The following is a 24,364-nucleotide window of genomic DNA, read 5'->3' as shown; positions in this document are numbered from 1 at the left end:
CCCCATGTCATGCTGTCATCTTGTCCGGCGGCGGGCTCAGACTGTTTCCGATTTGATGGTGTGGTTGCGCTCCATCTGCTCGGCCACCTGATCCGCGCGCCAGATACTGTTGATCACGTGGACCAGGGCCTGGGCCGAGGATTCGATGATGTCGGTGGCCAGCCCCATGCCGTGGAACTTGCGCCCCTTGTACTCGGCGACGATGTCCACCTGGCCGAGGGCGTTCTTGCCCTCGCCCTTGCCCTTGAGTTCGTATTTGTCGATGCGGATCTCGTAGCCGGTGATGCGGTTGATGCACTGGTAGACCGCGTCCACAGGGCCGTTGCCGGTGGCGGCCTCGCACACCAGATCCTGGCCTACCTTGAGCTTGACCGAGGCGGTGGCGAGCACCGAGCTGCCGCTCTGCACGCCGAGGTACTCCAGCTTGAAGTGCTCGGGCTCCTCGTGGATCTGGCTGAAGAAGGCGAGGGCCTCCAGGTCGTAGTCGAACACCTGGCCCTTCTTGTCGGCCAGGGTGAGGAACTTGGCGTAGAGATCGTCGAGGTCGTAGCTGCTCTCGGCGTAGCCCATGGACTCCATCCGGTGCTTGATGACGTGGCGGCCGGAGCGGGAGGTCATGTTGAGGTTGTTCTGGGTGAGACCGATGCTCTCGGGGGTGATGATTTCATAGGTGTTCTTCGCCTTGAGCACGCCATCCTGATGGATGCCTGAGCTGTGGGAGAAGGCGTTGGCGCCGACGATGGCCTTGTTGGGCTGCACCGGCATATTGCAGATTTGACTGACGAGGGTGCTGGTCCGATGGATCTCGCTGTGGCGGATGTTGGTGTGTACCCCGAGCAGGTCGGCGCGGGTTTTCAGGATCATCGCGACCTCTTCCAGGGAGCAGTTGCCAGCACGCTCGCCGATGCCGTTGATGGTGCACTCGATCTGGCGGGCCCCCATCTGCACGGCACTGATGGAGTTGGCCACCGAGAGGCCCAGATCGTCGTGGCAGTGCACCGAGATGATGGCCTTGTCGATGTTGGGTACCCGGTTGAACAGGGTGTGGATGATGCCGGAAAATTCGGTCGGCACCGTGTAGCCCACGGTATCCGGGATATTGATGGTGCGGGCGCCGGCCTTGATGGCGGCTTCCACCATGCGGCACAGGTTGTCTATCGGGGTGCGGCCCGCATCTTCGCAGGAGAACTCCACGTCATCGGTGTAGCGCAAGGCGTGCTTGATGGCGCCGACCCCCATCTCCAGCACGTCTTCGAAGCTCTTTTTCAGCTTGCTCTCCACGTGGATGGAGGAGGTGGAGATGAAGGTATGGATGCGAAACGCCTCTGCCACTTTCAAGGCTTCGCCGGCGGCATCGATGTCTTTTTGCAGGGCGCGAGCCAGGGCGCAGACCCGGCTGTTCTTGATGTGGCGGGCGATGGTCTGAACCGATTGAAAATCGCCGGGGGAGGAGACGGGGAAACCCACTTCCATGATATCGACACCGAGCCGCTCCAGCGCCTGGGCGATCTGCAGCTTCTCCTTGACCGTCAAGCTGGCCGACAGCGCCTGCTCACCATCACGCAAGGTGGTGTCGAATATGATGACCCGATCTGACATGTGACTTCCCTCTTCCTAAGTTCGCTGCGTGCATCCTGCATGGCATAAAAAAACCCGTGCGGGGTGCACGGGTTTCTGTAAATTCCGGCTATGCCTTAGCCCGGCTACAAGGATCCCGCGCGAGGAGTCGCGATTAGGGAGAGCAGTAGTAGCGGAGCGGCAATACGCATGATGTCTCAATCCTTCCAGTCGATAACGCTACTACCAATAACGAGATTTTTATGCTGTGTCAACCGGAATGGACAGGTTCAATCCACTGGTTTATTTAATCGGATTGTAAAGGAGTGCAAATTCTCTTGTCCCATATTCGGTTCATGCCTGATTATCTGGTCATTCCTGCTGTACTCGATCACCCGCACAATCAGATCGACTTATCAGCCCTTGCTGAATTATCTGAGGTATTCCATGGAAAAACGCAGACCTGGCCGTCCAGTCGGACGTTCCGACATTCGTGACAAGCTGCTTGCCGCCGCACGCGAACGTTTTCTCAACACCCCCTACAGCAAGGTGACGACCCGCGAGATTGCCGAGCTGGCAGGCTCCAATCTGGCGATGATCCACTACTACTTCGGCAGCAAGGAAGGCCTCTACAAGGCGGTGCTGGGGGATGTGGCCGAGCCCCTCGAGCAAGTCTGGCACGACGAGAGCAGCAACCGCAGCCTGACCGATCTGCTCAATACCTACTATCAGGTGATGGCGCCCAACAGCGAGCTGACCTCCGCCATCTCCAGCGCATTGTCCACTGAAAAGAGCCCGGGGCGTGATTTTGTTCTGAGCCGCCTGCTGGATCGCCAACTTCCCCAGTTCGATGCCCTGCTCGAATCCATGCGTTCCAACGGCCAGCTGGCGGACACCCTGGACCCCGAGATGCTGAAGATCTCCTTCCTCAGCATGATGTGGCAGCCGTTCGTGATGAAGGATCTCTACGAACAGGTGTTTGGTCTGACGGTGGACGAGCACTTCATGAGCCGCCTCGCGGCCCACAACTGCCGCCTGATGGAAAACGGCCTGCGCGGTGCCCTGAACTGACTTTTTCGGGATGACGGATGAAAAAGGGCCCCTGGGCCTTTTTTTCATCAATCTGTTATCTGGGCGTCAACGAAGTGTCATGCCGCCCTCCTAGTCTGCACTCAGGATGCAAGGGAGGGCCGTGATGAACAAGATCCAGCAATGGGACCTGCGGGTGTGCCGTGTCTGCCTGCTCCACCCCTACAATCAGCCGCAGGCCAGGATAAGCCGGCTTGTCTCCCGTACCGGTGACGGCCCCCTCTATGCCGTGGCGGCCTGCCTGCTCTGGTGGCAGGGGAGCGCCGGGCAGGAGGCGGTCAGGGTGGCGCTCTGGGCGTTTGCCCTCGAGTTGCCGCTCTACCTGCTGCTCAAGAATGCCCTCAAACGCCAGCGCCCGGCAGGGCTGCCTGTCTTCATCACCCCGTCGGATCGTTACAGCCTGCCCTCTGGCCATACTGCGGCCGCCTTTCTGATGGCGACCGTAGTGGCCGCCAGTTTCCCGCTCTGGGCACCGCTGCTGTTTGTCTGGGCCGCGCTGGTGGGGGCGTCCCGCCTGCTGCTCGGGGTACATTATCTGAGTGATCTGGTGGCCGGGGCGCTGCTTGGCGGTGGTTGCGCCCTCTGGGCGCTGGGTTGGAGCCAGGGATGAGGATACTGTTCGGCGTTCAGGGGACCGGCAACGGCCACATCAGTCGTAGCCGGACCCTGGCGCGCGCATTGAAGAGCAGGGGCGTGGCGGTGGACTATCTGTTCAGCGGGCGCGCCGCCGACGGCTACTTCGAGATGGGGGAGTTCGGGGATTATCGCACCTTCCCCGGTATCACTTTCGCCAGCCATCAGGGGCGCATCTCGGGCTGGCGCACCCTCAAGGGACTCTCTCCCCTGCGTTTCTGGCAAGATCTGCGTGCCCTCGATTGTCGCGAGTACGATCTGGTCATCAGCGACTTCGAGCCGCTCAGTGCCCATGCAGCTCGCCGCTGGGGCAAACCCAGCCTCACCATCAGCCATCAGGCGAGCTTCGACTGGCCGATCCCGCGCTGGGGGGAGAGCGGCTTCAACCGTCAGCTGATGCGCCATTTTGCGCCGGTACGCCAGTCCCTGGGGCTGCACTGGTTCCATTTCGGCCAGCCCCTGCTGCCTCCCATCGTCGATCCCCTTGAGCCGGTGCCGGACAACCAGCAGATCCTGGTCTATCTGCCATTCGAGCAGACAGAGACGATCGCGGCCCTGTTGTCGCGTTTCAGCACGCAGTCGTTCATCTGCTTCCATCCCGAGGTGCGCAAGCGTAGCGAGTGGCGCAACATCCGCTTTGAACCTCAGGCCAGAGAGGGGTTCAAGCTGGCGCTGGCCGGTTGTCGCGGGGTCATCAGCAATGCGGGATTCGAGCTTGCCTCCGAGGCGCTCTCCCTTGGCAAGAAGCTGCTGGTCAAACCCCTGGGTGGCCAGTTCGAGCAGTTGACCAACGGCAGGACCCTGGAACTGATGGGGCTGGCCCAGTTGATGGACAGCCTGGATGCCAATGCGGTGCGAAGCTGGCTGGAGGCCCCTTCTCCTGGCAGGGTACGCTATCCCGATGTGGCAGGAGAGCTGGCCGACTGGTTGCTGGCCGGGGCCGGGGAGGAGGTGGGGGCGCTCTCCCGCCGCCTCTGGGGCAGGACTCTCTTTCCGGAGGAGGTGTGTGACAGCCTGGGGGAGCTTGCCAGCCGCACCGGCCAGGAGCGTCCCTGGTTATCCCAACTCAGCGCCTTTGACTAAACTGAGTCGATCCCACCACGGAGAGGACGGACACCATGCGCTTTACCAATGAAAACGGCGACACCATGACTCTGGCAGACAATCTCACCCTGCATGAGCTGCTCGACATGGGTGTCAGCATTTCGGTCTGCGAAGAGACGGATCCGGATCAGCAGATCTGGCTGGCAGAACCCGAAGACGAGCAGTGAAACCAGCCAGTTTTTGACGGCCCACCCCCTCGGGGTGGGCCGTTTATTTTGTTCCTGACCGACGCGGGCAGCATGATCCGCTGGTTGTTCCCCCCAGGGCCCCTCTTTGTTGCCCGTCTGGTGGCCAAGTCACTGAATGTTAATAGCTGTTTGAAATTTATGACTGTTATGGCCAGACAAAGCCGTGGACAAGCGTTCACGGGCGGGTTAAGTTGGTTTTTCACCCGCTTTTCGGGTGAATGATGGAAAACCCCTATTTTTCTACTATCGACGGCTCCGAACTCGCCTGATCTGCCTGCAGACAACAACAAGACTCGGATCGGCGCTGCCGGGAAGCAGCGGACTGTCGATAGCTTTCGCTTAACGGAGCAAAGCCTGGAGGGCTTTATCATGGAGATGTTATCAGGCGCCCAGATGGTGGTTAGAGCGCTGGAAGATCAGGGAGTGGAACACGTTTTCGGCTACCCTGGTGGCTCAGTGCTCGACATCTATGACGCTCTCTTCGAAAACGGCAAGATGGAGCATGTCCTGGTGCGGCATGAGCAGGCCGCAGTGCACATGGCGGACGGTTACGCCCGCTCCACCGGCAAGGTGGGCACTGTGCTGGTGACCTCGGGTCCCGGCGCCACCAACTGCATCACGGGGATCGCCACCGCCTACATGGATTCCATTCCCCTGGTGATCCTGTCCGGCCAGGTGCCGACCAGCATGATCGGGGAGGATGCGTTCCAGGAGACCGACATGATCGGCATCTCCCGCCCGGTGGTGAAGCACAGCTTCCTGTGCAAGAAAGCCAGCGACATTCCCGAGGCCATCAAGAAGGCCTATTACATTGCCGCTAGTGGCCGCCCGGGGCCCGTGGTGGTGGATCTGCCCAAAGACGTGCAGAATCCGAAAGAGAAGTTCCCCTATCAGTATCCCGAGTCCGTTTCCCTGCGCTCCTACAATCCGACCAAGGCCGGACACAAGGGCCAGATCAAGCGGGCTGCCAAGCTGCTGACCGAGGCGAGTCGCCCGGTCATGTACGTGGGTGGCGGCGCCATCAACGCCAATGCGGATCACCTGGTGACCAAGCTGGCGGAGCTGCTGAACCTGCCGGTGACTACCACGCTCATGGGGCTGGGCGCCTTCTCCGGCACCCATCCGCAGTTTATCGGTATGTTGGGGATGCACGGTACCTTCGAAGCGAACAAGAGCATGCACAACGCGGATCTCATCTTCGCAGTGGGTGCCCGCTTCGATGATCGCGTGACCAACAACGTAGCCAAGTTCTGCCCCAACGCTACCATAGTCCACATCGACATCGACCCCACCTCCATCTCCAAGACGGTACAGGCCCATGTGCCCATCGTCGGCTCGGTGGAAACCGTGCTGGAACAGATGCTGGAAGTGATCCGCGAGTGCGGCTTTGACAACGACAAGCAGGCGCTGGCGGACTGGTGGGAGCAGATCAACCAGTGGCGCTCCCGCAACTGCCTGGCCTACGAGACCCATCCCACCCTGATCAAGCCGCAGCAGGTCATCGAGACTCTCTACAAGGTGACCAAGGGGGAGGCGTTCGTCGCCTCCGACGTGGGTCAGCACCAGATGTTTGCCGCCCTCTACTACCCGTTTGCCAAACCGCGCCAGTGGATCAACTCCGGCGGTCTCGGCACCATGGGCTTTGGCATTCCCGCCGCCATGGGCGCCCAGTTTGCCAACCCGGAAGCCGTGGTCTGCTGCGTCACCGGCGACGGCTCGGTGCAGATGAACATCCAGGAGCTCTCTACCTGCATGCAGTACGGGGTGCCCATCAAGATCATCTCCATCAACAACCGTGCGCTGGGCATGGTCAAGCAGTGGCAGAAGATGTTCTACGGTGGCCGCCACAGCCACTCCTACATGGAATCCCTGCCTGACTTCGTCAAGCTGGCGGAAGCCTATGGCCACGTCGGCATCGCGGTGAGCGATCCGGCGGAGCTGGAGAGCGCCATGGAGAAGGCCTTTGCCATGAAGGACAGACTGGTGTTCATGGACATCTCGGTCGATCCGGACGAGCACGTCTATCCGATGCAGATCAAATTTGGCGCCATGGACGAGATGTGGCTGAGCAAGACGGAGAGAACCTGATGAGACATATAATTTCCGTTCTGCTGGAGAACGAATCCGGTGCCCTGAGCCGTGTGGTGGGCCTCTTCTCCCAGCGCGGCTACAACATCGAGACCCTGACGGTGGCCCCTACCGAGGATCCCACCCTGTCCCGCATGACTATCGTCACCATGGGGGATGAGCGGGTGCTGGAGCAGATCCAGAAGCAGCTGCACAAGCTGGTGGACGTGCTCAAGGTGTGTGACCTGAGCGAGGGTGAGCACATCGAGCGGGAGATCGCGCTGGTCAAGGCGCGCGCCGCCGGTGGTGCCCGTGACGAACTGAAGCGGCTGGCGGACATCTTCCGTGGCCAGATCGTCGACGTCACCCCCGAGCTCTACACGGTGCAGCTCGTCGGGACCAGCGAAAAGCTGGACGCCTTCATCAAGACGGCTGCCCAGACCAACGAGATCATCGAAGTGGTGCGCTCCGGTGTCTGCGGCATCTCCCGGGCGGACAAATCCCTGCGTCCCTGATGTGGCCGGATGTGAAAATAGCTGTTCAAGGGCTCTTCGGAGCCCTTTTTCGTGTCTGGCAGCGTTGCGGGCAAGTGGGGGGCCGGTAGGGATGCAGGCCACAGCATCAGGGGGCTATCGAGGGGGTGAAAGAGAAGGGGGAAGGGAGGGCCTTCACCTGTCATTTTCTTTCAAATGATCGGTAAACTATCCACAAAAGCTGTGGAAAACTCTGTAGATTAGCGGTGTGTCTGGCGTTAGTCTCATGATCTTAAAGGGATATTTCAATTTGATCCTGGCTGGATCGCATTTGTGCAATCCCCTGGCGAGGGTGTGAGCGTTTGCTTATCCCTCGTGCCTTGCCAAGGGCGGAACGCGGATCTGTCCGTGGATCCGGACGGGATCCCGATCTGATCTTGCGGATCAACATTTCTGGGCGCGAGCCATAAAAAAACCCGCCTCTCGGCGGGTTTTTCATTGCATCGGACTGCGGGTCGATTACTCGGCCTGGGCTGCCTGGATGCCGGTCAGGGCGATGGTGTAGACGATGTCGTCCACCAGGGCGCCACGGGAGAGGTCGTTGACCGGCTTGCGCATGCCTTGCAGCATGGGGCCGATGGAGACCAGCTCGGCGGAGCGCTGTACCGCCTTGTAGGTGGTGTTGCCGGTGTTCAGATCCGGGAACACGAACACGGTGGCCTTGCCGGCAACCGGGGAGTTCGGTGCCTTGGACTTGGCGACGTTCTCCATGATGGCCGCATCGTACTGCAGCGGGCCGTCGATGATGAGGTCGGGACGCTTGGCCTTGGCCAGCTCGGTCGCTTCACGCACTTTCTCCACATCCGCGCCGGCGCCGGAGGTGCCGGTGGAGTAGGAGATCATGGCCACGCGCGGCTCGATGCCGAAGGCGGCAGCGGAGTCGGCGGACTGGATGGCGATCTCGGCCAGTTGCTCGGCGGTGGGATCCGGGTTGATGGCGCAGTCACCGTAGACCAGTACCTGGTCCGGCAGCAGCATGAAGAAGATGGAGGAGATCAGGGAAGAGCCCGGAGCGGTCTTGATGATCTGCATCGGCGGACGGATGGTGTTGGCAGTAGTGTGCACTGCGCCGGATACCAGACCGTCAACTTCATTGCGCTCCAGCATCATGGTACCCAGTACCACGTTGTCTTCCAGCTGCTCGCGGGCAACCACTTCGGTCATGCCCTTGCTCTTGCGCAGCTCGACCAGACGAGCCACATAGCGCTCGCGCACGGCAACCGGATCGATGATCTCGACGCGGTCGGTCAGTACTACGCCCTGCTGTTCAGCGACGCGGCGGATCTCTTCCGGGTTGCCCAGCAGCACCGGACGGGCGATACCGCGCTCGGCACAGATGGCGGCCGCCTTGATGGTGCGCGGCTCTTCCCCTTCCGGCAGCACGACGCGCTTGTTGGCCTGACGGGCCAGCTCGGTCAGCTGATAGCGGAAGGCTGGCGGGCTCAGGCGACGGGAGCGGGTGGACTTGGCGGAGAGAGACTCGATCCAGTGCTTGTCGATGTGACCAGCAACGTAGTCCTGTACCAGCTCGATACGCTCGCGGTCATCTTCCGGGATGTCGACGTTGAAGTTTTGCAGGCTGACGGCGGTCTGCCAGGTGTTGGTGCCGGTGATCATGATCGGCAGACCGGTGGCCATGGCCTGTTGGCACAGGGCCATCACCTGGGGTTCCGGGTGGTAGTTGCCGGTCAGCAGCAGGGCACCCAGCTTGACGCCGTTCATGGCGGAGAGGCAGGCGGAGACGATGACGTCGGAGCGGTCGCCGGAAGTCACCAGCAGGCTGCCTGGACGGAAGTGCTCGATCATGTTGTGGATGGAGCGGGCACAGAAGGTCACGGTCTGCAGGCGGCGGCTTTCCAGCTCACCCTTGTTGATGATCTTGGCGGCAAGGTGCTTGGCGAGATCCTTGGCGCGCGGTGCGATCAGCTGGGTGTTCCAGGGGATGCAGCCGAGGATGCGCAGCGGGCTCTTGCCGAAGACTTGCAGCACTTCCAGGTTGTGGCCGGTATCGGCACCGTGGTGGTGCGCTTCGAACATCTCGGTCAGGTCGGGACGGGTCACGCCGTGCTCGTCAACCGGGGCACCCACCTTGTTGATGACGCAGCCCACGATACGCGGGTTGTTGACGCCACCGAAGTTGGAGCAGGCCAGCTCGATGCGCTCTTTGAGCTTCTGGCTGGAGTCGTTGCCCGGATGGGTCACGAACACCATGTCGGCGTCCAGCGCCTTGGCGACGTCGTAGTTCAGCTTGTTGGCAAAGGGTTGCTTGTCGGTCGGCACCAGGCCCTCGATCACCACCACTTCGGCACCGCTGGTCTTCACGTGCTCTTCGAAGCGGGCCACGATCTCTTCCAGCAGGATGTCGGTGTTGCTGGAGGTGATCATGTTCTCGGCGTAGGAGAGGGCGAACGGCTCGGGCGGGTTGATGTTGGCAGCGGCGCGGATCACGGCGGTGGAGCGCTCGGTACCGGTTTCACCCGGACGCGGCTGGGCAACCGGTTTGAAGAAGCTGACATTGACACCGTGACGTTCCATGGCGCGAACGACGCCAAGGCTCACGGAGGTTACGCCGACACCAGTGCCGACCGGGATGAGCATAATAGTGCGTGCCACTTATTACCCCTTGTTCATTTTTTGGGATCAGGAAAAGGCCGCCCTGGGGCGGCCTTGCTCTACAGCTAATTTATGCGCCGACCAGTTCCAGCGCGTCGTGGGCGATGACCCACTCTTCGTTGGTCGGGATAACCAGGGCCTTGGTGGAACCAGCCTTGGTGATCTCGCCGCCCTTGCCGAAGCGAGCCTTCAGGTTGGCGTCGTGGTCGACGTCAAAGCCCAGCAGGCCCAGCTTGTTCAGGGTGATCTCACGGATCGGGGCGGAGTTCTCGCCGATGCCGCCGGTGAAGACCACGGCATCCAGACGACCGTCCATGGCGGCGGCGTAGGCACCGATGTACTTGGCCAGACGGTAGCAGTACACGTCCATGGCGCGCTTGGCTTCTTCCTTGCTGTCGTAGTTGTCTTCAACGAAACGGCAGTCGGAGGTGACTTCGGTCAGACCCTGCAGGCCGGATTCCTTGGTCAGCATGGTGTTGATCTCGGCAACGCTCATGCCCAGCTTGTCGTGCAGGAAGAAGATGATAGCCGGATCGATGTCACCGGAACGGGTACCCATCACCAGGCCTTCCAGCGGGGTCAGGCCCATGGAGGTGTCGACGGACTGGCCGTTCTTGATGGCGCAGACGGAGCCGCCGTTGCCCAGGTGGCAGTTGATGATGTTGAGCTCTTCCACCGGCTTGTTCAGCTGCTTGGCCGCTTCCAGGCTGATGTAGTAGTGGCTGGTGCCGTGGGCGCCGTAGCGACGGATGCCGTTCTCTTTGTAGAGCTTGTACGGCAGGGCGTACAGGAAGGCTTCTTCCGGCATGGTCTGGTGGAAGGCGGTGTCGAACACGGCGACGTTCTTCTCGGCCAGTTCCGGGAAGACCTTCAGGGCGGCACGGATACCGATCAGGTGAGCCGGGTTGTGCAGCGGTGCGTAAGGAATGGCGGCTTCGATGCCGGCAATGACGTCATCACAGATGCGAACGGAGGAGGTGAAACGCTCGCCGCCGTGTACCACGCGGTGGCCGATGGCGATCAGGTTCTTGGACAGTTCCGGGTTGAGCGGCAGGATCTTGTGAACGATGAAGTCCAGCGCTTCCTGGTGAGCGGCACCGGCACCCAGATCAGCGTTGCCTTTCTCGCCGTTCAGCTTCCACTTGATGCGGGCGTCGTCGAGGTTGAAGCATTCGGCCAGGCCGGACAGCAGGTCATCACCGGTGGTTGCGTCAATGACAGCAAACTTCAGGGACGAGCTGCCACAGTTAAGAACAAGAACCAGCTTACTCATGAATAAATCCTATCGCAGATTGGGTTGGGTTGGAGGATGCGCCGGACGCGGTGCGTCCAAAAACTATCAACTTATCCTTATGAGGGTTGGCAATCTGTTGCTTGCCCCTTGTATAGTGATACAAGACCCGAAATTCAGACGTCCCTGACTGGTCAGTGGCCGTGCCCCAGCGTAAAAATGGGCGTACAAAGGATAACCTGATTGTTGAAAAATAACAAAGTCATCCTCAACCTTTGTTATTGCCTCTCAAATATTGTCGAGGTTTTGCCGTTAATGCGTTCGAAAAGAGCTCGGAGGTAGCATGAGCATGAACATTTTTGGAACTAAATTACAGCAAGGCCGTCATTATATGACTCTTTGGCCGCGCCGTCCCGAGCTTAATTCCATGTTCCCGGAGAATCGGGTGATCAAGGCCACCGAATTCGCCCTCAAGGTGATCCCGGCACTGGCGGTGCTCAGCGTCATGGTGCAGTTCCAGTTTGGCGAGCTTCATTACTGGCCCTCCGTGATGGCGTCCGTGCTCTTCCTGCTCAGCCTGCCGCTGCAAGGGTACTACTGGCTCGGCCAGCGCGCCGATACCCGGCTGCCCCCCTCCCTCGCCACCTGGTATCGGGAGATAAACGGCAAGATGAACGAGCAGGGCGGTCAACGTCAGCTGGTGGCCCATCCCCGCTACGAAGAGCTGGCCGATACCCTCAACGCCGCCTTCAAGCAGCTGGACAAATCCTTCCTCTACGAATGACTTTCCGGAGTCAGACTGACGACAAAGGCGCCCTCAGGCGCCTTTTTCACATTCAGGCGGCCAGCACCTTGCTGATCTCCTGGATGGAGAGCTTGTACTGACGGGGGCACTGACGCCAGACCGCCAGCATGCGCTGGTACTTGTCCCGCATGGCGATGTCGCTGGAGAGCTCGTCGCAGGGGCAGGGCAGTTCGGGGAAGCGCTTGTCCACTTCCAGCAGGAAGCAGACGTAATCCGCCAGTTCCCGCTCCTGGCTGCGGCTGTAGCCGTTGAAGGCAAGGCGGCTCTCGTTGACATCGGCCCGGGCGCTGGCATCCAGGTTGCCCCAGGAGATAGCCAGTGCATGGTGCAGCTCCAGGGTGTCCAGCACCTCCTGGCAGGTGGCGAGATCCAGATGGCCGAAGCTCTTCTCCAGCTCGAGGATCTGCAGGCAGTAGCCGCGCTCGACGATGGTGCTGGCACGCTGGTAAAACGCCGCCTTTTCCGGATTGAGTTTGGCCAGGATCTCGTACTGGTTGCTCAGGATCAGGCGTTCGGTGTGGCTCATGTTCATGGGCTGTCTCGCTGGAAAATGAATCTGGGGTCACGTTAACCCATATCCAGGATGAATTTTTTGATCTGAGAGGGGAGGTTGGCGAGAAAAGGGGGGAGAGGCGCTCTGGTGAGCCGCCAGAGAGTGGGGGGCTGATGCCGTGGTGAAACGAGCAGGGCCCGCCATGGCGAGCCCTGCAACAATGCCGCTGGTGGCTTACCCCTTGACGAGGTCGAGCACCACCTGATGGTGATCGCTGGTCTTGAACTTGTCGAAGCGATGGGCAACCTTGCCCTCTTCGTCGATGAGGAAACTCAGGCGATGAATGCCGTCATACTCCTTGCCCATGAACTTCTTCGGGCCCCAGACGCCAAAGGCATCGGCCACCGCGTGATCCTCATCGGCCAGCAGGCGGAAGTTGAGGTTGTCGCGCTCCTCGAACTTTTTCAGGCGCTTGGCGCTGTCCGGGCTGATGCCGAGCACCACCACATTGAGGGCAGCCAGCTCGCTATTGACGTCGCGCAGACCGCAGGCCTGGGTGGTGCAACCCGGGGTCATCGCCTTGGGGTAGAAATAGATCAGCACCTTCTTGCCGCGCAGGTCGGCGAGGCGAACCTGATTGCCGTCCTGATCGGAGAGGGAGAAATCGGGGGCCTGGGTACCAGCTTCTAGTGGTGACATGGGGTCTCCTCGGATAAACGCCGTCAGGCGTACTTGTGATTGACGATGAATTCGAACGACTCGGCGCCCAGTCCACGACAGAAATCGGCGAAGGCTGTCTTCGAGCCGGGCTCTTCTCCCTGCTTGGAGAGATTCAACTGAAAGTTCGCCTTGAGCAGGTTGAAGGGCTGCTGTTCCAGGGTGATGGTCTGCATGGCCTGGATGTCCCAGCCGTGATCGCTGAAGAACTGGGTGCACTGACTTACGATGCCCGGCTGATCCCGGATCAGCACCTCTGCGCTGGCGCTGATGTCATATTGCAGGGAGTGGTGGCGCTCGGTGCGTTTCATCATGGTGATGAGATCCCACTCCTGGCTGCGCAGTGGGAGGCTGATTTCCAGTTGCATCAGGCTGTTCCAGTCACCGGACAGGAGCATGATGAAGGTGAATTCGTTGCCGAAGATGCCAAGACGGCTGTCGACAATGTTGCAACCGCAGCCACTGACGTGACGGGTCACCTCATTGACGATGCCAGGCCTGTCCGTGCCGATGGCCGTTACGACCAGGTAGTGAGTCATAAATCGTCTCTCGTCCATTATTGAGAATGCGTTGACCGCGGGGGCCGGCACCCTGCCGTGAGGCCTCTTGTGCGCTCGTGCATTCATACGTTTTGTGCCGGATGGTAACACGGCTTGTCCCCTGCCTCCCTTGTTTTTCAAAAGGGGCAGCTTTACCATTACGCCCCTGAAAATCGGGAGAATTATCCATGTTACGCGGTAGTATTGTTGCGCTCGTTACCCCCATGCTGCCCTCGGGCGACATCGATTGGGTCAGTCTGGCAGCGCTGGTGGAATATCATGTGGATGCCGGGACCAGCGCTATTGTCGCCGTGGGAACCACGGGAGAGTCGGTCACCCTGAGCGAGCAGGAACATATCGCCGTGGTTGAGAAGACGGTGGAATACGCCGCCGGACGCATTCCCGTCATCGCGGGCTGCGGCTCCAACAATACTGCTCATGCCATCGCCCTCTCCCGGCGTTTCGCCACCATGGGCGTGGTGGCGGGTCTCTCGGTTACCCCCTATTACAACAAACCCACCCAGGAAGGCCTCTATCGTCACTATTGTGCGATCGCCGAGGCTAGTGGTCTGCCTCAAATTCTCTATAATGTGCCCGGTCGCACCTGCTGTGACCTCAAACCCGAGACGGTGGCCCGTCTGGCCAAGGTGCCCGGCATCATAGGTTTGAAAGAAGCGACTGGCGATCTTGGCCGTACCCCGCTGCTGCGCGAACTGTGCGGGCCGGATTTTGCGCTTTATAGTGGCGATGACGCCAGCGGATGTGATTTTATGCTGCAAGGGGGCGATGGTGTCATTTCGGTCACCACCAATATTGCGGCGCCCCAGATGGCCGACATGTGTCGTGCTGCCCTGGCCGGTGATGCCGGGCAGGCTCATGACATCAACAATCGATTGATGCCGTTGCATCAGACTCTGTTCTGTGAACCGAGTCCCATCCCGGTGAAATGGGCCTGTGCCCGGCTGGGATTGATGGCGACGGCGACCTTGCGTCTGCCCCTGACCGATCTCACCCCCGAGGGGGAAGCGGCGATGGCGCGAGCACTGACGACTGCGGAGTTGATGGCGAGTGTTTAAAGCAAATGGAAAGGGAAATGCAGTGCGCCTGGTACTGAGTGTCGCGACGGTGGCCGTGCTGGCTGCCTGCAGCTCACCCCAGGAACGCAAAATGGCCAACCGTGGCTTCGAGTATGAAGAGAGCCGCCTCGAAGGCCGCGCCTTCCTTGTGCCCGCCGGGTTGAGTACCCCCGCCTTTAACAGCAATTTCGACATTCCGGCCCTGCCCGAGAGCAGCCGTGAGGGCGCCCTCGGGGCCAAGGTGGACGTGCGTCCGCCTGCCCAGTTGCTCACCGTGGTGCCCGGCAGCCAGGTGGTGGCCAATGCCAGCGAGCCGACCGTCGCCTTCTATGCCCTCAGCACCTCCCAGAGCGTGGAGCGCGATACCTGGGCCTTCCTGATGAACTTCCTAGCCGAACACAAGGTCACCACCGAGAAGCTGGATCAACAGGACGGCGTCTTGCAGACCGGCTGGTTTGACAACTCAGCGGTGCTCGATGGCTGGGCGGAAGATGACGATGACTTCAAGATCCGTCAGCGTTACCAGTTCACCCTGCGCAACGATGTGCAGCGCCACGCCATCAAAATGTCGGTACGGGTGCTGGATCACGAAGAGACCATCGACGGCGAGACCAGCACTGTGCTGACGCCGGCGGACGCCCAGCGTTATGCTACCCGCGCCCTGAACCAGTTCTCCCTCTATTACGACAAGCAGCTCAAGGCCCGTGAACAGCACAAGTCCAGCGATGGCATGGGGCTGGAGCTGGGTCTGGACAACAACGAGCTGAGCGCCTGGATTGCCGAAGGGTCGTTTGACCAGGTGTGGCGCCGCCTCAATCAGGTGCTGCCTGCCTATGGTTTCACCATCAAGGATACCCAGCAGTCCCTGGGCTGGATCGACGTGGAATACGATGAGCCGGACAGCGAGTTCTGGAAGGCCAAGGGAGCGGAACCCTTCAAGCTCGAGGAAGACAAGTATCGCTTCCAGCTCGGCGAGATGACGGGCGGCAAGACCTCCATCACCCTGTTCGACAAGGACAAGAAGCCTGTCGCATCCGGTGTCATCTCCCAGATGTACATCAGCCTGTCCGAGGCCTTTGCCAAGGGCTTGGCCGATCAGGGGGCGAAGTAAGCATGGAAACAGGGGCCTCGCGCCCCTGTTTTGTTATGTCCGGGTTGCCGCAGGGCCAGCGTGCCGAGCCGGTTGCCCCGGGCTTGAGTACCTGATGATGTGAATCCCCCACAGACAGGGGTCTGGTGCCCCTGCCTAACTAGTCCCACAACAGGAAGTGTTATTAGCCATGAGTCTTGCAGATCAAGTATTGGCGGTGAACGACGATTTGCCGATCCGTACCGATAAACCTGTCCATTCCGGCAAAGTGCGCAGCGTCTACTGGTTGACCCCGGCAGACAGTGCCCGGCTCATTCGGGAGAAAGGCTATGATGTGCCGGCCGATACGCCCCTGGCCCTCATGGTGATCAGTGATCGCATCTCGGCTTTCGACTGCATCTGGCAAGGGGTGGACGGTCTGAACGGCGTGCCGGGCAAGGGCGCGGCGCTCAATGCCATCTCCAGCCACTGGTTCAAGCTGTTCAAGGAGCAGGGGCTGGCGGACAGCCACATCCTGGACATCCCGCACCCCTTCGTCTGGATCGTGCAAAAAGCCCGTCCCGTGATGATCGAGGCCATTGCCCGCCAGTACATCACCGGCTCCATGTGGCGTGCCTACAAGGATGGTGAGCGGGAATTCTGCGGCATCACCCTGCCGGAAGGGCTCAAGAAGGATCAGAAGCTGCCCGAGATCCTCATCACCCCGTCCACCAAGGGGATCCTCAAGGGGCTGGATGGCGTGCCGGAAGCGGACGACGTCAACGTCTCCCGCGGCGACATCGAGCGCCACCATCAGGCCTTCGGCTTCCGCTCCCCGGCGGACATCGACCGCTACGAGGCGCTGCTCAAAGAGGGCTTCAACGTCATCAGCGAGGCGCTGGCTGCCCTGGATCAGGTCTTCGTCGACACCAAGTTCGAGTTCGGTTACGTGACCGATGCCGCCGGTCGCGAGAAGCTCATCTACATGGATGAAGTGGGCACCCCCGACAGCTCCCGCATCTGGGACGGCGCTGCCCTTCGCGGCGGCGAGATCATCGAGAAGTCCAAAGAGGGCTTCCGCCAGTGGCTGCTGAACCACTTCCCGGATCCGGACATCCTGCTCAACAAGAACCGCATGCCCGAGCGCTTCGCCCTGGCCCGTGACAACAAGCTGCCCACCGAGGTGATGATGGATATCTCCCGCACCTATGTGGGGATCGCCGAGAAGATCATCGGTCAGCCGCTGGTACGCAGTGCCAATCCGAAGCAGGAGATCATCGAGGTACTGCGGGAGCAGTACGGCCTGATCGACTGAGGCCGACCGCTTTTTTTGCCGCAGGCGCACAAACGTTTGCCGGTGGCTGGCGAGGCGCTTGCAACGCAGATGACAAAACGGGCCCCATGACGGGGCCCGTTTTCATTGGGTTGTCCGGAGCGCTCAGCCATTGACCCGGAAGATCTGACCGGTCTGTACCCCCAGTACCGATTTCTTGTAGGCCTGGGCCACCCGGGCGGCGGGTACCGGCACGAAGCCCGGGAAGAAGTCGGCATACTTGCCCATGGACTCTTCCAGCACAGTGGGGCTGACCACGTTGATGCGAATGCCCCTTGGCAGCTCGCAGGCGGCCCCTTTCACGAAGTGCTCGATGGCACCGTTGATGGTGGTGGCGCTCACCCCCCAGTGGATGGGCTCCTCGCTCAGAATGCCGCTGATGAGGGTGATGGAGCCACGGTCGCTCAGGTGGGCAATGGCGGCCCGGGTCAGGTTGATCTGGCCCATCAGCTTGCTCTGAAGCCCTACCTGCCACTGCTCGTCCGTCATCTCGGTCAGGGCATTGAAGGCGACGCTGCCGCTGGCGACCACCAGGGCATCGAAGGACCCGACCTGCTCGAAGAGCGCCCGGATGGAGGCCGGGTCGCGCATGTCCACTCTGGCATCCCCCTGGCTGTGACCGACCCGGATCACCTGATGATCCTGGGCAAGCAGTTCGCTGACGGCGGCGCCAATGGTGCCGGAGGCACCCACAATCACAATCTTCATATCTATCGCTCCTGGTTGAGATGAGTTGATGATAGCGGGATAAAAAGGGAGAAAAAGCGCTTATGATGAACCCATTGTTTCCATATTGGTGCTAATGATGGATATCACTCACCTGGCCAGTTTCTATGAAGTGGTGCAGCGGGGCAGTTTCTCCGCCGCTGCCGATGCACTGGGGGTGAGCAAGGGGATGCTGAGTCGCCATGTCAGCGCCCTGGAGTCCGCCCTCAATGCCCAGCTGCTCCAGCGCACGACCCGCAGACTCAGCCTGACCGAGGCGGGGCGGGTGCTTCACCTGCAGGCCGGCGAGATCTTCGCCCTGGCCCGGGAGGCGGAGGAGGGGATCCGCGCCCTGACCGAGGAGGACAGCGGCCGCCTGCGCTTCACCTGCCCGGTCAGCACGGGGGACCGCATGGTGAGCGAGCTGCTCGCCCGTTTTGCCGAGCTGTGCCCCGGCGTCCAGGTCGAGCTCAACTTCACCAATGCCATGATCGACATGAGCCAGGGGGAGAATGACATCGCTCTGCGGGCCATGGAGCTGATTCCCGACAACCTGGTGGCCCTGCCGCTCGGCAGGCTCAAGGATGTGGTGGTGGCAAGCCCCGCCCTGCTGGCGCGAGAGGGGATCCCCGCCACTCCCTATGAGCTGGGGGGGCGCTCCTGCCTGCTGCAGGGCCACAACCCGGACTGGGAGCAGTGGCACTTTCGCCAGGGGGAAGAGGAGGCGCACATCCTGGTGCAGGGGCGAGTGCGGGCCAACCACTACAGCACCCTGCTGCAACTGGCCCGGGCGGGCATGGGCTTTGCCAAGTGTCCACTGATGCTGGTGGAGGCCAGCCTGGCCCGAGGGGAGCTGGTGGCCGTGCTGACGGAGTGGCAGACCGGCCTGCATCCGATCCATGTGCTGCACGCCCAGCAGCGCCGGGTGCCGCGCAAGATCCGGCTGTTCAAGCAGGTGCTGGCCCAGTGGTTTGCCGAGCGGCCCCATTATCTGCTGGGGTGAGCCTGCATCCCGTTATTTTTCTGTCATCTGGGGCTGCTACCCTGCGCCCTTCATCGCGAAAGGAGAGTCAGGGAATGAAGCGTCATCAGGGTTGGGCAGGGGTTGCGCTGCTGTGCTGCAGCGGTGTGCAGGCCGAGGTCAGGGTCGAGGTGCCCCGGGATTTCCAGATCCTGGCGGTGAGCGCAGGCAAGGTGCAGGACGAGCAGCATGCCGTGCTGGCCGACGGAGAGCAGCAACTGCTGGTGCGCTACGAGGGGGTGATCCCGAGTCGCAACAGCAGCGACAACGATCGCCAGGTTCGCTCCGAGCCCCAGGTGCTTCGCTATGAGGCCCGCGGGCAGTCGGTGCGCCTGCAGGCTCCCGTGCCTGCGGACGAGGCCGGGATGGAACGCTACGCCAGGGCCCCTGTCCTGGGCCTGGTGGCGGGGGGGCAGCCCCTCGAGGTGCGCCAGGATACGCTGATGGTGCAGGGGATGCAGATCGGCATGGACTGGCATGCCAGGCTGATGGAGTACAACCGTGGCGAGGGGCCTGCCGTGCTCGCCGGTGCGGCGGATGTGACTGCGGCCGCCGTGGCGACGCCCCGGGCCTCCTCCGTGCCGGCCAGCGCCCTGGAAGGGCAGTTGCAACAGCTTTTCCTGCAGGCGGACCCCGCGCTTCGCAAGCGCTTCATCGGTTGGGCCGTGCCGCGCCTTTAAGTTTGCTCCCCGTTGCAGTAACGTGGGCACATCTTTGATTCCCGATGTGCCCATGTTGATCAGCGAGGCCCCCATGTTTGAATTGCACCCCCGCCTTCAGGCGGATACCCGGATACTCGGGGATCTGCCCCTGTGCCGCGTCCTGCTGGCCAAAGACAGCCAGTATCCCTGGCTGATTCTGGTGCCCCGGGTCGCCAACCTGCGGGAGATCCATCATCTGGCCCCCGAGCAGCAACAGCAGTTGATGCAGGAGTCCTGCGCCGTCGCCACCCTGATGGAGCGGGCACTCGGCCCGGACAAGATCAACGTGGCGGCCCTCGGCAATCTGGTGCCTCAGCTGCACCTGCACCACGTGGCCCGCTTCAGCTCGGATGCGGCCTGGCCCGGTCCCATCTGGGGTGCCTGTCCCGCCATTCCCTATGAGGAGCAGGCTTTGCAAGGGGCGGCTGCCAGTTGGCAAACCCGTCTGGCTACCCTGGATGGATTTCAGCCATTTCTGACTGATAATCCAGTCAAGTGAGAGGTGGCTCGCGCTTTGGGCACCGGGATCACGCAATCTGTTAGCGTATCGCGTCGGTGCATGGTGACATGGGCGACACGAGTGACAGCCCCATTATTTCGATCAGCAGGAAGGTTCCATGATAGTGACAAGATCCGAGGATGATGCCGTATTGACCACAGAGGACGTACTGCTGAGCCTGTGCAATTCGGTGACGAGCGTATTGAGTGCGGCGACCCAGACCCAGGTGCGCTTCTCCGGCATGGTGCAGCGGATCAGCAAGACCTGCCTCAAGCCTGACATCGGCTGTTTCGTGCTGTTTGACGGCGGCTTCTCCGGGCTGGTGGTGATCAACTTCTCCGCCGCCGCGGCCATGGAGCTCTACCAGAGCTACATGCTGAGCATGGGGCTCTCCAAGGAGGATCTTGCCATCTCCCACACCTCGGACGAGGTGAGCAACGTCATGGGCGAGCTGATGAACCAGATCGTCGGCAGCTTCACCACCAAGGTGGGGCGCGAGCTGCAGACCCACATCACCCAGAACCAGCCCAAGATGCTGGCGCTCAACAAGCAGGTGATGCTGAGCGTCGACACCAACCTCGACAATCCCGAGACCCGCCGGGTGACCTTCTTCACCGCCAGCAACAACATCTTCTATCTGGAGCTGGCCATGGACAAGACGGAGTTTATCCGGATCCATGATGGCGGCGTGCAGGAGGAGGTGGATCCCGACGAGCTGATCGCCCAGGCCAAGCAGTCAGCCAAACCGGCACCGGCGGCCGCGCCGGCGAGCAACGAGCACGACGATCTGCTGGATTCCCTCGGCATCTGATGGTCGAGGGTTGTGCAAATGAAGAGGCCACCCCGGGGGTGGCCTCCTTGCTTGGGGCGGGTCAGAAGTTGTAAAGCAGCCCGGTACTGAAGCGAAGCGCCTCGGCATCGTAGAAGTCGATGTCGGAGTCGGCGCTGGAGTAGGCCGCGGTGAAGGTGGCGGCAAGGGGTTTGATGCCGAACAGGTTGTGCCAGAAGAAGGTGCCATTGAGGGCGAACTCGCTGGCATCGGCGCGCTGGCCGAACAGGGGATTCGCCTCGTCATACTTGCGCTTGCCGGCGTAGAGGTTGCTCACGATGGACCACTGGGAGGCGCGCTTGGCATAGGTCAGCTGCAGACCGGTGTTCTTGAAGCTCTCCGCACTCCCGTCCAGGCGGGCCTCCTTGTAGAGGAAGGCGGGCTCCAGCAGCTGGTCGCCGCCGAAGTGGTACTGGTAGGAGACAGCCAGGTCGTGGACCTTGCCGTTGCGGCTCAGCATGGAGGCGTAGTGGGTGCCGTGGGTCAGGTCATATTGCTGGCCGCTGCGCTCCTCGTCGAGCTCCACTTCCCGGCTGGTCAGGGTGGCGTAGACGTTGCTGCCCCAGATCCTGTCCCAGGCAAAGCGCACCCCTTTCGAGGTGAGATCGGTGGCGCTGCGGTCCACGCCGGTGGCGAAGGGATCGCTCCACACTTCCACCGGCATGAGGTTGAACACCAGGGAGGTGGCGACGATACCCTTGTCACCCATCTCCTGGCGCAGACCGAGTTGCTGGGTAAAGTCGAAGCGCACCGCGTCCTGGATGAGGTTGCCGAGGAAGACCTGGGTGCGGGTATCGGCGAAGGTGTAGCGGATATCGGCATTGAGCAGCGGGCTCAGACTGCTTTCGCGGCCGGGGGAGCCCAGATCATCGATACGGCTGTTGCTGTCGTCACCGGCATAGAAGTTGGACTTGTGGCTGCCGGCATTGACTCCGCCCAGCAGAAAACCGGACCAGCCGGTCTGGCGGGGGATCTCCCCCAGATCGGCGTGGGCGGTGGTGGCGACCAGCAGGCCAAGGCTCAACAGAACATGATTTCGCATCGGGTATGCTCCTGACATAACGAATGAGAAGGGTGACAGTGTGCCCCGGTATTCCGGTGGAACCGGTGCTGACTGAGGCATGGCAGGCATGCTACCCCAGCCGGAGTGTGACGTTAATCAATAATTGAATACGCGACGGACAAGAGTTCATGGCGCCGTACTGGTATCCTGTTTGCGCAAGAAAAGGGGAGAAAACAACGAGATGAAGCAGATCAAATCCTGGGCGCAATATTACGTCGACCTGATGACCAAGCTGGGACTGGTGCGCTTCAGCATGTTCCTGGCCACCGCCATCATAGTGCTGGCCGTTTCGATCCAGATGGGGGTGACCCTGTTTTTGCGCGGCACCGTGGACATCGTCGACCTGGTGCGCTCTGTCTTCTTCGGCCTGCTGGTGACCCCCTGGGCCGTCTATTTTCTCTCCATCGTGGTGGATCAGCTGGAGGACTCCCGCCAGCGGCTGACCCGGATGGTGCGCAAGTTGCAAGACATGCGCGAGCGGGATCTCGAGCTCAACAGCCAGTTGCAGGAGAACATCAGCCGCCTCAATGCCCAGATCGCCGAGACCAACCGGGCCGAGACCCTGCGCCAGCAAGCCATCGAGGATCTCGAGAACGAGGTTTTCCAGCGGGAGAAGGCCCAACTGCATTTGGGGGAGCGTACCGCCCTCTTGCGCTCCTTCATCGACTGCTCCCCCGATCTGGTCTATTACCGCAACGAGGACGAGCAGTTCTCCGGTTGCAACCGCGCCATGGAGGAGCTCACCGGCAAGGTGGAAGCGGAACTCATCGGCCTGACCCCGTTCGATGTCTACAAGCACGACATCGCCAGCAAGGTGGTGGAGACCGACAAGCAGGTCTTCGCCCAGAACGAGCCGCTCACCTATGAGCAGTGGCTGGAGTATCCCGATGGCCGCAAGGCCTACTTCGAGCTGCGCAAGGTGCCCTTCTTCGACCGCTTCGGCAAGCGGCTCGGCCTGCTCGGCTTTGGTCGCGACATCACCGAGCGCAAGCAGTACCAGGACAAGCTGGAGAAGGCGAGTCGGGACAAGACCACCTTCATCTCCACCATCAGCCACGAGCTGCGCACCCCGCTCAATGGCATCGTCGGCCTGAGCCGGATGCTGATGGATACGCCCCTCGATGCCAGACAGCAGCAGCAGCTCAAGACCATCCACCTGAGCGCGGTGACGCTCGGCAACATCTTCAACGACATCATCGATCTGGACAAGCTCGACCGTCGCCGGCTGGAGATTGCGCCGGCTCCGCTGGATTTGCCCGCCTTCCTCGACGAGCTGGAGACGCTGTCGCGCATCCAGGCGGAGCAGAAGGGGCTCTACCTGCACTTCGACCGGGACGGCGACATGCCCCAGTTCGTGATGGCGGACGGCACCCGGCTGCGCCAGGTGCTGTGGAACCTGGTGGGCAATGCGGTCAAGTTCACCGATGAAGGGGGCGTCACCATACGCTGTCTCGCCCACGCCGCTGATGAACCGGGCAAGCTGGCGCTGCACTTCGAGGTGGAAGACACCGGGGTGGGCATTCCCCGTGCCCAGCAGGAGAAGATCTTCGCCATGTACTATCAGGTGCAGGGCAAGAAGCACGCCACCGGCACCGGCATCGGCCTTGCGGTCTCCCGCCAGCTGGTGCAGGCCATGGGCGGTCAACTCTATGTGGACAGCGACCCGGGCGAAGGCGCCTGCTTCACCGCCGAGCTGGAGGTGGACTGCGTCGAGCCCAGGGCCGCGGCCCCGGAGCCCGAGATGCCCTCCCTCGACATCCTGCTGGTGGAGGATGTGGAGCTCAACGTGACCGTGGCCTGCGCCCTGCTGAACAAGCTCGGCCATCAGGTCAAGGTGGCGCGGGATGGTGCAGAGGCGCTGGCCATGGCCAACCCGGATGATTTCGACTTGATCCTGCTCGACATCCAGCTGCCGGACATGACGGGGTTCGATGTGGCGGAGCAACTGCTCGCGCGCTACGGCGACAGCCTGCCCCCCATGGTGGCGCTCACCGCCAACGCAACCGGCGATCGCCAGTACTACCGGGATCACGGCATGCAGGATGTGATCAACAAGCCGCTGGGCTCCAAGGCGGTGCGGGAGGTGATAGGCCACCTGTTTGCGGATCTCGCCGGGGACGAGGCGGACGAGCAGGACGATGTCCACCATCAGGATGCCCTGCTGGATCTGCCCTTCCTCACCGATTACGCCAGCACGGTCGGCAAGCCGGTGCTGCTCTCCAGCGTCGAGCTGTTCGAGAAGATGATGCCGGATTACATGGCGGTGCTCGACTCCAACATGATTGCCAGGGATCAGGCCGGTGTGGTGGAAGAGGCCCACAAGATCAAGGGGGCGGCGGGCTCCATCGGCCTGCGCCGGTTGCAGCAGACGGCCCAGCTTATCCAGAGCCCGGAACACCCCGCCTGGTGGGAGAACGTGGAAGACTGGATTGAAACCCTGCGCCGGGAATACCCGGGTGACATCGCCCGCCTGCGGCGCTGGCTGCTCTCGTAGACACG

Annotated in this window: 23 protein-coding genes; 15 read left to right on the top strand and 8 right to left on the bottom strand. The window is 61.4% G+C overall.

Annotated features, from left to right (window positions below):
* Window positions 1-36 precede the first annotated feature (36 nt).
* Entirely contained in the window at window positions 37-1,599 is a 1,563-nt protein-coding gene (gene leuA, locus BGO64_RS09180) for a 2-isopropylmalate synthase (protein WP_010673154.1), read from the bottom strand.
* 405 nt (window positions 1,600-2,004) lie between these two features.
* Here leuA and BGO64_RS09175 point away from each other — a divergent pair, with 405 nt between their 5' ends.
* The 6 genes from BGO64_RS09175 to ilvN all read left to right on the top strand — a co-directional run bounded on the left by BGO64_RS09175 (window position 2,005) and on the right by ilvN (window position 7,153).
* The gene (locus BGO64_RS09175; RefSeq protein WP_286700534.1) at window positions 2,005-2,628 is read left to right on the top strand and encodes a TetR/AcrR family transcriptional regulator; all 624 of its coding nucleotides are present in this window, start codon (window positions 2,005-2,007) and stop codon (window positions 2,626-2,628) included.
* Window positions 2,629-2,752: 124 nt separating this feature from the next.
* A complete protein-coding gene (locus BGO64_RS09170) occupies window positions 2,753-3,256 on the top strand; it encodes a phosphatase PAP2 family protein (RefSeq protein WP_010673156.1) in 504 nt (167 codons plus the stop codon).
* The gene (locus tag BGO64_RS09165) at window positions 3,253-4,362 is read left to right on the top strand and encodes an MJ1255/VC2487 family glycosyltransferase (RefSeq protein ID WP_029313827.1); all 1,110 of its coding nucleotides are present in this window, start codon (window positions 3,253-3,255) and stop codon (window positions 4,360-4,362) included. The genes BGO64_RS09170 and BGO64_RS09165 overlap by 4 nt, the downstream gene beginning before the upstream one ends.
* Before the next feature lie 35 nt (window positions 4,363-4,397).
* The gene (locus BGO64_RS09160; protein WP_010673158.1) at window positions 4,398-4,550 is read left to right on the top strand and encodes a hypothetical protein; all 153 of its coding nucleotides are present in this window, start codon (window positions 4,398-4,400) and stop codon (window positions 4,548-4,550) included.
* 390 nt (window positions 4,551-4,940) lie between these two features.
* Window positions 4,941-6,659, top strand: coding sequence for an acetolactate synthase 3 large subunit (locus BGO64_RS09155; protein WP_010673159.1), 1,719 nt, complete (start codon window positions 4,941-4,943; stop codon window positions 6,657-6,659).
* Window positions 6,659-7,153: an acetolactate synthase small subunit gene (ilvN, locus tag BGO64_RS09150; protein WP_010673160.1), complete on the top strand. Its 495-nt coding sequence runs from the start codon at window positions 6,659-6,661 to the stop codon at window positions 7,151-7,153. The genes BGO64_RS09155 and ilvN overlap by 1 nt, the downstream gene beginning before the upstream one ends.
* A 477-nt stretch (window positions 7,154-7,630) precedes the next feature.
* Here the strand turns inward: ilvN and pta are convergent, their stop codons facing one another.
* Both pta and BGO64_RS09140 read right to left on the bottom strand, forming a co-directional pair.
* Entirely contained in the window at window positions 7,631-9,784 is a 2,154-nt protein-coding gene (pta, locus tag BGO64_RS09145) for a phosphate acetyltransferase (protein WP_128342029.1), read from the bottom strand.
* Window positions 9,785-9,854: 70 nt separating this feature from the next.
* Window positions 9,855-11,057, bottom strand: a complete 1,203-nt coding sequence (locus BGO64_RS09140) for an acetate kinase (protein ID WP_010673162.1) — start codon at window positions 11,055-11,057, stop codon at window positions 9,855-9,857.
* A 301-nt stretch (window positions 11,058-11,358) separates the two neighbouring features.
* Here BGO64_RS09140 and yfbV point away from each other — a divergent pair, with 301 nt between their 5' ends.
* Window positions 11,359-11,799 (top strand): terminus macrodomain insulation protein YfbV, encoded by a 441-nt coding sequence (gene yfbV, locus BGO64_RS09135; RefSeq protein ID WP_043152530.1) that lies wholly within the window; start codon window positions 11,359-11,361, stop codon window positions 11,797-11,799.
* A gap of 52 nt (window positions 11,800-11,851) precedes the next feature.
* Here the strand turns inward: yfbV and BGO64_RS09130 are convergent, their stop codons facing one another.
* The 3 genes from BGO64_RS09130 to BGO64_RS09120 form a co-directional block, all read right to left on the bottom strand.
* A complete protein-coding gene (locus BGO64_RS09130; RefSeq protein ID WP_039040945.1) occupies window positions 11,852-12,352 on the bottom strand; it encodes a YfbU family protein in 501 nt (166 codons plus the stop codon).
* Between the two features lie 195 nt (window positions 12,353-12,547).
* Window positions 12,548-13,012 carry a thioredoxin-dependent thiol peroxidase gene (gene bcp / locus BGO64_RS09125; protein WP_010673165.1) on the bottom strand — a complete coding sequence of 155 codons (465 nt, stop codon included), beginning with the start codon at window positions 13,010-13,012 and terminating at the stop codon, window positions 12,548-12,550.
* 23 nt (window positions 13,013-13,035) lie between these two features.
* Window positions 13,036-13,569 (bottom strand): glycine cleavage system transcriptional repressor, encoded by a 534-nt coding sequence (locus BGO64_RS09120; RefSeq protein ID WP_010673166.1) that lies wholly within the window; start codon window positions 13,567-13,569, stop codon window positions 13,036-13,038.
* Window positions 13,570-13,757: 188 nt separating this feature from the next.
* Here BGO64_RS09120 and dapA point away from each other — a divergent pair, with 188 nt between their 5' ends.
* The 3 genes from dapA to BGO64_RS09105 all read left to right on the top strand — a co-directional run bounded on the left by dapA (window position 13,758) and on the right by BGO64_RS09105 (window position 17,029).
* Window positions 13,758-14,645: a 4-hydroxy-tetrahydrodipicolinate synthase gene (gene dapA, locus BGO64_RS09115; RefSeq protein WP_029313831.1), complete on the top strand. Its 888-nt coding sequence runs from the start codon at window positions 13,758-13,760 to the stop codon at window positions 14,643-14,645.
* Window positions 14,638-15,756 carry an NlpB/DapX family lipoprotein gene (gene bamC / locus BGO64_RS09110; RefSeq protein ID WP_029313833.1) on the top strand — a complete coding sequence of 373 codons (1,119 nt, stop codon included), beginning with the start codon at window positions 14,638-14,640 and terminating at the stop codon, window positions 15,754-15,756. Before dapA ends, bamC begins: the two co-directional genes overlap by 8 nt.
* Window positions 15,757-15,925: 169 nt before the next feature.
* The gene (locus BGO64_RS09105) at window positions 15,926-17,029 is read left to right on the top strand and encodes a phosphoribosylaminoimidazolesuccinocarboxamide synthase (protein WP_039040947.1); all 1,104 of its coding nucleotides are present in this window, start codon (window positions 15,926-15,928) and stop codon (window positions 17,027-17,029) included.
* A 123-nt stretch (window positions 17,030-17,152) separates the two neighbouring features.
* On the opposite strand, the gene BGO64_RS09100 is transcribed toward BGO64_RS09105, so the two are convergent.
* Window positions 17,153-17,755, bottom strand: coding sequence for a short chain dehydrogenase (locus tag BGO64_RS09100; protein WP_041211120.1), 603 nt, complete (start codon window positions 17,753-17,755; stop codon window positions 17,153-17,155).
* Window positions 17,756-17,852: 97 nt separating this feature from the next.
* On the opposite strand from BGO64_RS09100, the gene BGO64_RS09095 reads away from it, so the two are divergent.
* The 4 genes from BGO64_RS09095 (at window position 17,853) to BGO64_RS09080 (ending at window position 20,784) form a co-directional block, all read left to right on the top strand.
* Window positions 17,853-18,755 (top strand): LysR family transcriptional regulator, encoded by a 903-nt coding sequence (locus BGO64_RS09095; RefSeq protein WP_010673171.1) that lies wholly within the window; start codon window positions 17,853-17,855, stop codon window positions 18,753-18,755.
* Window positions 18,756-18,829: 74 nt separating this feature from the next.
* Window positions 18,830-19,453: a DUF2057 domain-containing protein gene (locus tag BGO64_RS09090; protein WP_286700533.1), complete on the top strand. Its 624-nt coding sequence runs from the start codon at window positions 18,830-18,832 to the stop codon at window positions 19,451-19,453.
* Between the two features lie 73 nt (window positions 19,454-19,526).
* Complete coding sequence (locus tag BGO64_RS09085) at window positions 19,527-19,973, top strand: HIT domain-containing protein (protein WP_039040966.1); 447 nt, start codon at window positions 19,527-19,529, stop codon at window positions 19,971-19,973.
* Between the two features lie 118 nt (window positions 19,974-20,091).
* Window positions 20,092-20,784 (top strand): DUF3334 family protein, encoded by a 693-nt coding sequence (locus tag BGO64_RS09080; RefSeq protein WP_029313837.1) that lies wholly within the window; start codon window positions 20,092-20,094, stop codon window positions 20,782-20,784.
* A gap of 61 nt (window positions 20,785-20,845) precedes the next feature.
* Here BGO64_RS09080 and BGO64_RS09075 read toward each other — a convergent pair whose 3' ends face one another.
* Entirely contained in the window at window positions 20,846-21,844 is a 999-nt protein-coding gene (locus BGO64_RS09075; protein WP_286700532.1) for a DUF2860 family protein, read from the bottom strand.
* A gap of 202 nt (window positions 21,845-22,046) precedes the next feature.
* On the opposite strand from BGO64_RS09075, the gene arcB reads away from it, so the two are divergent.
* Complete coding sequence (arcB, locus tag BGO64_RS09070) at window positions 22,047-24,359, top strand: aerobic respiration two-component sensor histidine kinase ArcB (protein ID WP_045523789.1); 2,313 nt, start codon at window positions 22,047-22,049, stop codon at window positions 24,357-24,359.
* The last annotated feature ends 5 nt before the right edge of the window (window positions 24,360-24,364 follow it).

This window comes from Aeromonas sp. 62-46 (genome assembly GCF_001898585.1).
GTDB lineage: Bacteria > Pseudomonadota > Gammaproteobacteria > Enterobacterales > Aeromonadaceae > Aeromonas > Aeromonas caviae.
Note: the sequence above shows the minus strand (reverse complement) of the source record. Positions and strands in the feature narration are given on the sequence as shown.